We start from the raw sequence: 8,473 nt of genomic DNA, 5'->3' as shown, positions 1-8,473 counted from the left end.
GTTTTATCCTTTTGCTCGGCGTTGATACCTGCGATGTACCAGGTGTCGCCGTGGCGACGTGCCAAGACACAATATTTTCCCGGATAACCATCAATAAATACGGTTTCATCCCATGTGGGAGGCACCTTTTTCTTGAAATCTATCACATGGCCAGACATATCATCTAAATTATTAGGGGTAATACCAAAATTCTGAACCGGGGTTTGAAATAATATAGCCGTTGCCAGTTGAAATGTTTCCGTGGTTTTTCTAATCATTCCACCAGTGTTCTCCCGGTTATGGCGTTTATTTAACAATACTGGTCCGAAATCCATCGCACCTACGGCATTGCGTATAAAGGGATGCAGTGTCGCGTTGAATGCTTCTGTATCGTTGGCATGCTGGGTGAAAATCAGGTTTTCTGAAGCCAGTACGGCTTCACTTCCAACAAAATTAGGGTACATTCTTTCCCAACCTCTTGGTAATGTGCAGCCATGGAAAATAACGGTCAACCCATAGGTATTGGCGTCGGAAAGGATATCCTCATACAATTTCATCGTTTCCTGCTTGTCGCCACCAAAGAAATCAACTTTAATACCTTTAATACCAACACTTTGCATCCATGACATTTCCTTTTTCCTTGCAACAGCAGTGTTCATTTTATTTTTTGGCCCTTGTGGTGCATCGCTCCAATAGCCATTTGAATTATACCATAGACATATGCCTACGCCTTTATTCTTGCTGTATGCCACAAGTTCTTCTATTTTTTCTCGTCCTATACGGGTATCCCACCAGTTATCAACCAATACAAATTCGTAACCCATGCTTGCTGAAAGATCAACAAACTTTTTCTGGTCGTCGAAATTTATACTACCATCCTGCCACAATAACCAGCTCCATGTTGAACGTCCAAAAGTATAAGCTTTTGAGGCTTCATATAATGGTTCCACCACGTCAAAGGGGATTGTTGTCTCCACAATGGGCTTTAAGGTAGTGCCAACTGTAATGGTGCGCCACGGAGTGTTGCCCGGTAACGCTAACGTAGGATTTGAACGCCCCATTCCGTTATTTTCACCGACTTCCGGAAATGCAAGCGTATATAATCCTTCTTTTGTTCCTTCACTCAGCTTTCCGCCACTGTAAGAGCCATTTACCCCGGTTTCTGAAAGCAGTACCCAGCCTTTTTCGCCCAGACGAAATAATGCCGGAAAGGTGTAACCCACGCCATACTTTGAAGGGATGCCCATAGCCTGGTCCACGGTGTATTCTTCCTCATAACTTGGCTTGGTTTTCATCCAGCCAATCATAGGGGATGCCTGAGGTGTTAAAAAAGTTGTGGTACCTACCGGAAAATTATACCCGCTTAATTCTTTTTCAATAATCATGTTGGCCGGTTCACCGGTTTGAGGAACCTGGTAGCGGAAAGCGATATCATTGTTGCTCACACGAAACACGACCTCCAGTTTATTATTCTTTCCATTTTCTAATTGTGCTACCAATTCGTTAGCCTGGTACCTGATGGTGCTTTTTTTAATTTTAGGCTCCGAATAGGTTTCGTCGATCTGGCGGGAAGTTTTTCCGGTCAGGTGAAGGTTGGCAGAAAGGTCTGCTTGCTTTCCAAGTAGTCCTAAGGGCGATTTCTCCAGCATTACCGTTTCACCTAAAATTACGCTATAATAGAGTTTACCCTGTTCTAAGGATAATTTAACAGTTAATTTTTCATCAGGACTGGAGATACTCAGTTCTTGAGCATAAGATGTTGAGAAACAGAATAACAAAAAGACTCCGAATAGTACGTTTTTGTAGAGCATGAGCGGTAAAGAAATTAATTGGTTAGAAACTTGCTTACTTTGACAATCAAAAAATAGACATTATATTTTAATTGTAAGAAACGAGTTGCTTTTAATCCCTTTACATATTGAAAAGTTTGTAAATGAGAATAGGTTTTTAGTGGTATCTTTCCTAAGCATATATTTCAAAACGTTAATGATGTCTAATTCCCTTAACCAACTTTTGTTATATAATAACTGGGCTAATCAATTGCTTTTTGAAGCTTTTAAGGGTCAGCCTGATGCCATTCCATTAAAATGCCTGCATTTATTGAATCACCTGACCAATGCTCAAGCCATCTGGACAAGCCGGCTCACTGGAGAAGTACCCGGTGTTGATGTATGGGGCAATTATAGTCTTGCTGATTGCGAAAGACACCACATACAGTCTTCAACTGCATTAACGCAGCTCCTTGCCGACCATAAAGGCGGAGAACTGGTTAATGTAAGTTATACGAATACAAAAAATGAGCACTTCACCAACACACGTATAGACATTCTCTTGCATATCTTCAACCATGGGACCTATCACCGGGCACAAATCGCAACCGAGATGAGGAAAAACGGACTAGAACCCATTAATACAGACTACATTACCTTTGCACGGTCAATAGAAATCTAATTGGTAATGATGAGCTTTAAGGAATCTGCTTTAATTCTGGTCTTTAACCATTGCTGTAAGCGTGAACGTTCCGGAACTGACATATTGCGGTCAAACTTTACTACAGCCAGCGTTAAAGTATCCGTCATGCTCGTATCTAATCGCATAAACCTGGTATTGTGTATGCTATAGGATACCAGGTTCGGATATAATGTTTTTAATTCATTCCCTAAGTCAGGTATTGGTAAATTGATGGCTAATGGTTTATTTGAATTTTTTTTGGTTGAATCATTTTTATACACAGCTTCCAGAATACTGGTCCTGATTTGGGAAATGTCCATTTCATTTTTAGCATTTAATCCTTGCCTGATTTTAAGCTTTGCATTTTCCAGTTTATATTTACCCATTTTTTTCTTCAGGCTTGCAATTTCCGTGGTGTCAAGTTCGTCTCCCAATAAAAGAAGGTCAATTTCTTTACCTTTTGTGTTGCTGTACCTAAAATTCCGGCTAATGACCTGTGTATTGTCATAGTTCAATTCTTTGTCGATAAATGCCTGGGCATTGTTTTCAAAGATACTGTGGTCAACAATGCGATAAGCCAGGTATACACTTGGTGCGGCAGTAACCAGTACTATTATTAAGATATATTTCCTTACCTTTTTTTCATAGGCTTTATCTTCAAATTCTTTCTGGTGAAAATTAAGGTAACGGATAATTAAGTAAGTCGCCACACAAATAAATACACTGTTAATGAAATAAAGATATAGGGCGCCCACGAAGAAGTAGAGGTTTCCGGTAGCCAGGCCATAACCCGCTGTACACAGGGGTGGCATTAACGCAGTAGCTATGGCAACCCCGGGAATGGTATTGCTTTTTTCTTTCCTGGTTGCGGCAATTACACCAGCAAGTCCCCCAAATCCTGCAATAAACACATCCCAGATTGATGGTGTTGTACGGGAAAGCAGCTCCGAAGAAACGTTGTGCAGGGGGGTGATCCAGAAATATAATGTTGAAGTTGCTATACTAATTACGGTGGCAATGGAAAGGTTCCTTATGGCCTTTTTAACCAGTTCAAAATCATTTATACCAATGCCTAATCCTACTCCCATAATTGGCCCCATTAAAGGAGAAATAAGCATGGCGCCTATTATAACGGCGGTTGAATTTACATTCAATCCTATGGAAGCGATAAAGATGGCAAATATCAACGTCCAAAGGTTTGCCCCTTTAAACTCAACATTCTTTCTAATCGACTCTATAGTATCCGCTTCCTCTGCATTGTCGTCATGAAGACTAAACCGGTACTGCAAAAATTTCCTAATTGCCTGATAGATTTCATTCATCGCCGCAATATAAATATTAAACCTTAGTTAATTTTTCGTCAGCTAATTCCACATCATCCTTTGCCACCTCTGGTTCCTCCTGAATTACTTCTGCAACTGGATCGTATTGAAAATCTACAAACATTGGAAAATGGTCTGAGCCACAACTTTGCATCCGTTTTATACTCGTTAGCGTAAAATCTGTAGAACAAAAGATATGATCGAGTGGAAAACGCAGAAAGAAGTGTTTAGCATTGAAGCTGTTAAAAAAACCACGACCTCTTCTAGGGTCGAGCAGACCGCTAATCTTGCCAAATAATTCTGTAGTATAACTCCAGGCCACATCATTCAGGTCGCCGGCAACGAGTACCGGAATTTTGCTCCTTTTTGCCTTTTTCGCAACCAGCAAAATTTCTTTATCGCGTTCTGTAGATCGTGGGTTTTCCTGAGGAACAGGTGGTTGTGGATGCAGACAAAACAGCTTAACTAGTTGTCCGGATAATAGTTTAACATTCACTTCTATGGAAGGAACATCAGCTTCCACCAGGTAATTTACCGAGCCGCCAAATAATTCCAACCTGGAATATAGCATCATGCCGTAAGTGTTTTCTAGTGGTTCCTTTAGCTGGTGAGGATATGCATCAGAAATGGAATCCATCCTTTCTGCCCACCAACGATTTGTTTCTACCAGTAAAATCACATCAGGATCACATTCCTTGATCAACTCGTGGTAGGCATCACTTTGCCGGTTATCTTGGTATACGTTTGCAATAAGCAGTTTTATGTTGTTTTTTCCTGCCAGATGACGGCTCCTCATGATCTGTTTTTTACTAAACGGCGTAAACGGTAACACCAGGTAGAGCAGGTAGATGAAGTTAAGTAATAATAATCCGCCAACGATCCGTTCGCTAAGTGATGTTGGAAAAAACCATACGGTCATTACCAGTACAAGTGCGTTCAGCATTAGTTTTTGTAACCTTGGATATTCGAAAACTCGAAATATCCAATAGTCATGTCTTATCAGTGGAATCACGGTGGCGATAATTAAAAAAATGCCAAAGTAGAATAGGAAGTCGTTTATCAGCAAGGTTGGTTAGGTGTTTTTGAAGTACAAAGATGTGAATTTTTATTTTACATTACACTTGCATATCTCCCCGTTATTCTTTTGTGATTAGTGCCTATGCAGGCTAATTTTGCGTCCCTACCGTGTGGAATACTGGCCCTGTAAAGTGATGAATGGAATTACTGTTATTTTCAATGAACACAAGCAAATCAGTGCATGATTTGTTAGAGTAAGTAAAGGTTAAGTACTTAAGGTGTTATGCTTATGGAAACCAGAGTGATTTTATTAAATAATAGACCCGTTGGCAAACCAACGATGGACGATTTTAAATTTGTAACAGAAGAAATCCCTGCCTTAAAGGAAGGAGAAATTTTGTTAAAAACCTTATATGTTTCAGTTGATCCTTATTTAAGAGGCCGTATGATAGACGCAAAATCTTACGTGCCACCTTTTCAGTTAAACCAACCGATTTCATCGGGCGTGATTGCTGAAGTGATGGAATCTAAAAACCCGAACTTTAAAAAGGGAACTTTAGTATCAGGTTACCTGGATTGGAAAGAATACAATATATCCACAGGGCGGGGGCTTACGCCAATAAAACCGGAATCATCCAGTATTACTGCTTATTTAGGTATTTTAGGTATGACCGGATTAACAGCCTACCTGGGTTTAAAAAACATTGGCTGCCCAAAAGCAGGCGAAACACTGGTCGTATCCGGTGCCGCAGGTGCCGTAGGTAGTGTAGTTGGTCAGATCGGTAAAATTATGGGATGTAAGGTGATAGGTATTGCCGGAACAGATGAAAAAGTGGCTCAGTTGAAAAATAAGTTCGGCTTTGATGTAGCTATTAACTACAAAACCACTGATGATATGAATAGGGCCATTCAGGTAGCGGCGCCTAATGGTGTCGATATTTATTTCGATAATGTAGGTGGAGAAATTTCTGACGCAGTCATGTATAACCTTAACAGGTTGGCCAGGGTAGTGGTATGCGGTTCTATCTCTGGATATAACGATACCCAGGTTTCAGTTGGCCCGCGAATGCAGTGGAAATTAATTGCAACCAGTTCATTAATGAAGGGCTTTACCATTGGCGATTATGCCAATGAGTTTCCACAAGGGATAGCCACCTTAACAAAGTGGCTCGCTGAGGGCAAGTTAACTTATACAGAAACAATTGTGCAAGGTTTCGATCAGATTCCACAGGCCTTTATGGACTTATTTGAAGGGAAAAACGAGGGTAAGATGATAGTGAAAATTTAGAAGATATATTGATATGTTAAATTTTGAGTTTAAAAATCCTACCAAAATCTTATTTGGAAAAGGTCAGATCGCTAATATGGCGAAAGAAATTCCGCAGGATGCTAAGGTGATGTTCTTATATGGGGGCGGCAGCATCAAGTCAAATGGTGTTTACGAGCAGGTGAAAAATGCCTTATCCGCATTCGATGTGGTGGAATTTGCGGGTATTCCTGCTAACCCGGAATACGCTGTGTTAATGGAGGCTTTGAACATTATAAAAACCCGGAACATTACTTTTATGCTTGCTGTTGGTGGCGGGTCGGTAATTGATGGCGTAAAATTTCTTTCTGCTGCGGCTCTTTATGAAGGTGATGAACCGTGGGATATCCTGAAAAATTCGATTAGAACAGAACACGGTCTGCCTTTTGGTACCGTGTTAACCCTGCCAGCCACAGGCTCTGAAATGAACTCCGGTGCTGTCATTACACGTAAAGAAACCCAGGAAAAACTGTCCATGGGTGGGCCGGGATTATTTCCGGTATTTTCTGTTTTAGATCCGCAGGTTGTAAAATCAATTCCAAAACGCCAGTTGGCTAACGGCATTACCGATGCCTTTACGCATGTGCTGGAGCAATATATGACTTATCCAATTGGCGCCTTATTGCAGGATCGATTTGCCGAAAGTATTTTACAAACCTTGGTGGAAGTAGCACCAAGGGTGATTAAAAATCCAGGCGATTACGAAGCTGCTGCTAACTTTATGTGGAGTTGCACCATGGCATTGAATGGCTTGATTCAAAAAGGGTTACCTGGCGACTGGGCAATCCACGCTATGGGTCATGAGTTAACTGCAATGTATGGAATTGATCATGCCAGAACACTTGCTATTATTCTGCCAGGACATTATAACTATAATTTCGAGGCTAAAAAGGAAAAGTTAGCCCAGTATGGACAGCGGGTATGGGGCATTCAGGCCGGTACAACGGAAGATATGGCCAGACAAGCGATCCAAAAAACAGTCGATTTTTTCCATTCCTTAGAAATTGATACCAAATTATCTGATTACACGCCTGACTACGAAGGTACAGCAGAGAAAATTTCGCAGCGTTTCACGGAGAGGGGATGGCTAGGTTTAGGGGAGCATAAAAAGTTGTCACCCCATGATGTGGAAAAAGTTGTGAAAATGAGTTACTAAATAATTCCGTTTCCATGGAGGTGGAAATTCTAATAGGAGTGTGATCGAAAGATTACGCTCCTTTTTTTTTCTGTTCTGTGTAAGTTTCAGTTACCTGTAATTCCTAAAAAATGTTAGGGATTTACATTTTTTGCACAACCGTTCCAAATTCTCTTACGGTTAGGGACAGCGTCGTAAATTTAGTTACCTGGTAGTAGCTACTGTAATTGATGTGGCGAAGCTATGTTAAACTGAAAACATGTTTACAATAAAAAATAAAGTTGTCGTCGTAACCGGGGGGGCTGGTTTTGTTGGGGCTAACCTGGTGAAAAAAATAAACCACCAAGGGTTGTATGAAGTGGTTATCATAGACCAGTATGATGAAAAAAAATTTGATAACCTGCTCGGGTTATCTTTCGTCGATTACCTTTCTTACCATAAAGGTTGGGGATACCTGGAGCAGGAACTGAACAGGCATGACATTGCGGCCATTTTTCATATTGGTGCCAACGCTGATGTCTTAGTGAAAGACGCAGCGCTTATGATGCACGTTAATTACGACCATTCGAGGTTTTACCTTCAGTATAGCCAACAACATGAAATTCCATTTATCTATGCCTCTAGTTCAGCAATTTACGGAAACTCCAGGCACTGTATAATCAATAGCAGGTATGAACACCCTCTGAATTCCTACGGCTGGTCTAAGTGGATGTTTGATCAATATGTGACACAGAATTGCAGCAATTTTTCCGGTAAAGTCATTGGCCTGCGATTCTTTAATATCTTCGGCATGGGCGAATTCCATAAAGGCAGGAACGCCAGTTTACCCCACCGATTCTACAAATTCATTCAGGAAACCGGAACAATTGAGCTCTTTGATCAAAATATCAGGCGCGATTACGTGTGGGTGAATGATGTAATTCAGGTAATTACGGATGTCTTGAACGATGCAACCTTGGCTAACGGTATTTATAACCTGGGTTCAGGTCATGCCATAACCCATCAGGACCTGGCGAAACTTGTAGCTAACGTGTTTATTGAAAGCGGGATCAAGTCGCAAGAAGAAATCAGGATTGTTAAAATTCCACTTCCAGACACACTGGTCAACAATTTTCAATTCTATACCCAAGCAGAACAATTGCCTGAATTTGTGAAAAAATACACTGCCAATACCACCGAAAAGATACAGCATTACCTGCGCGAAATGATTGCTCGCGAATACAAAGGTCACATTCCTGTTAACTAAATCCATTAAACACACAG

At 40.9% G+C, this 8,473-nt stretch carries 7 protein-coding genes; 4 read left to right on the top strand and 3 right to left on the bottom strand.

What is annotated here, in order from left to right; genetic code table 11:
- A partial coding sequence (locus tag ACR2F3_RS07200; RefSeq protein WP_432709307.1) for a glycoside hydrolase family 97 catalytic domain-containing protein occupies nt 1-1,790 on the bottom strand: 1,790 nt, incomplete at its 3' end.
- Nucleotides 1,791-1,965: 175 nt separating this feature from the next.
- Here ACR2F3_RS07200 and ACR2F3_RS07195 point away from each other — a divergent pair.
- Nucleotides 1,966-2,430: a DinB family protein gene (locus ACR2F3_RS07195; RefSeq protein ID WP_432709306.1), complete on the top strand. Its 465-nt coding sequence runs from the start codon at nt 1,966-1,968 to the stop codon at nt 2,428-2,430.
- Here the strand turns inward: ACR2F3_RS07195 and ACR2F3_RS07190 are convergent.
- Complete coding sequence (locus ACR2F3_RS07190) at nt 2,427-3,752, bottom strand: TIGR00341 family protein (protein ID WP_432709305.1); 1,326 nt, start codon at nt 3,750-3,752, stop codon at nt 2,427-2,429. The genes ACR2F3_RS07195 and ACR2F3_RS07190 overlap by 4 nt on opposite strands.
- Nucleotides 3,753-3,768: 16 nt before the next feature.
- On the bottom strand, nt 3,769-4,695 hold the full coding sequence (locus ACR2F3_RS07185; protein ID WP_432709304.1) for an endonuclease/exonuclease/phosphatase family protein: 927 nt from the start codon (nt 4,693-4,695) through the stop codon (nt 3,769-3,771).
- A gap of 363 nt (nt 4,696-5,058) precedes the next feature.
- On the opposite strand from ACR2F3_RS07185, the gene ACR2F3_RS07180 reads away from it, so the two are divergent.
- The 3 genes from ACR2F3_RS07180 to ACR2F3_RS07170 all read left to right on the top strand — a co-directional run bounded on the left by ACR2F3_RS07180 (nt 5,059) and on the right by ACR2F3_RS07170 (nt 8,456).
- The gene (locus ACR2F3_RS07180) at nt 5,059-6,057 is read left to right on the top strand and encodes an NADP-dependent oxidoreductase (protein WP_432709303.1); all 999 of its coding nucleotides are present in this window, start codon (nt 5,059-5,061) and stop codon (nt 6,055-6,057) included.
- A gap of 13 nt (nt 6,058-6,070) precedes the next feature.
- Nucleotides 6,071-7,231, top strand: coding sequence for an iron-containing alcohol dehydrogenase (locus ACR2F3_RS07175; RefSeq protein ID WP_432709302.1), 1,161 nt, complete (start codon nt 6,071-6,073; stop codon nt 7,229-7,231).
- A 238-nt stretch (nt 7,232-7,469) separates the two neighbouring features.
- A complete protein-coding gene (locus ACR2F3_RS07170; protein ID WP_432709301.1) occupies nt 7,470-8,456 on the top strand; it encodes an NAD-dependent epimerase/dehydratase family protein in 987 nt (328 codons plus the stop codon).
- The last annotated feature ends 17 nt before the right edge of the window (nt 8,457-8,473 follow it).

Source organism: Pedobacter sp., assembly GCF_045627485.1.
Classification (GTDB): Bacteria; Bacteroidota; Bacteroidia; order Sphingobacteriales; family Sphingobacteriaceae; genus Pedobacter.
Note: the sequence above shows the minus strand (reverse complement) of the source record. Positions and strands in the feature narration are given on the sequence as shown.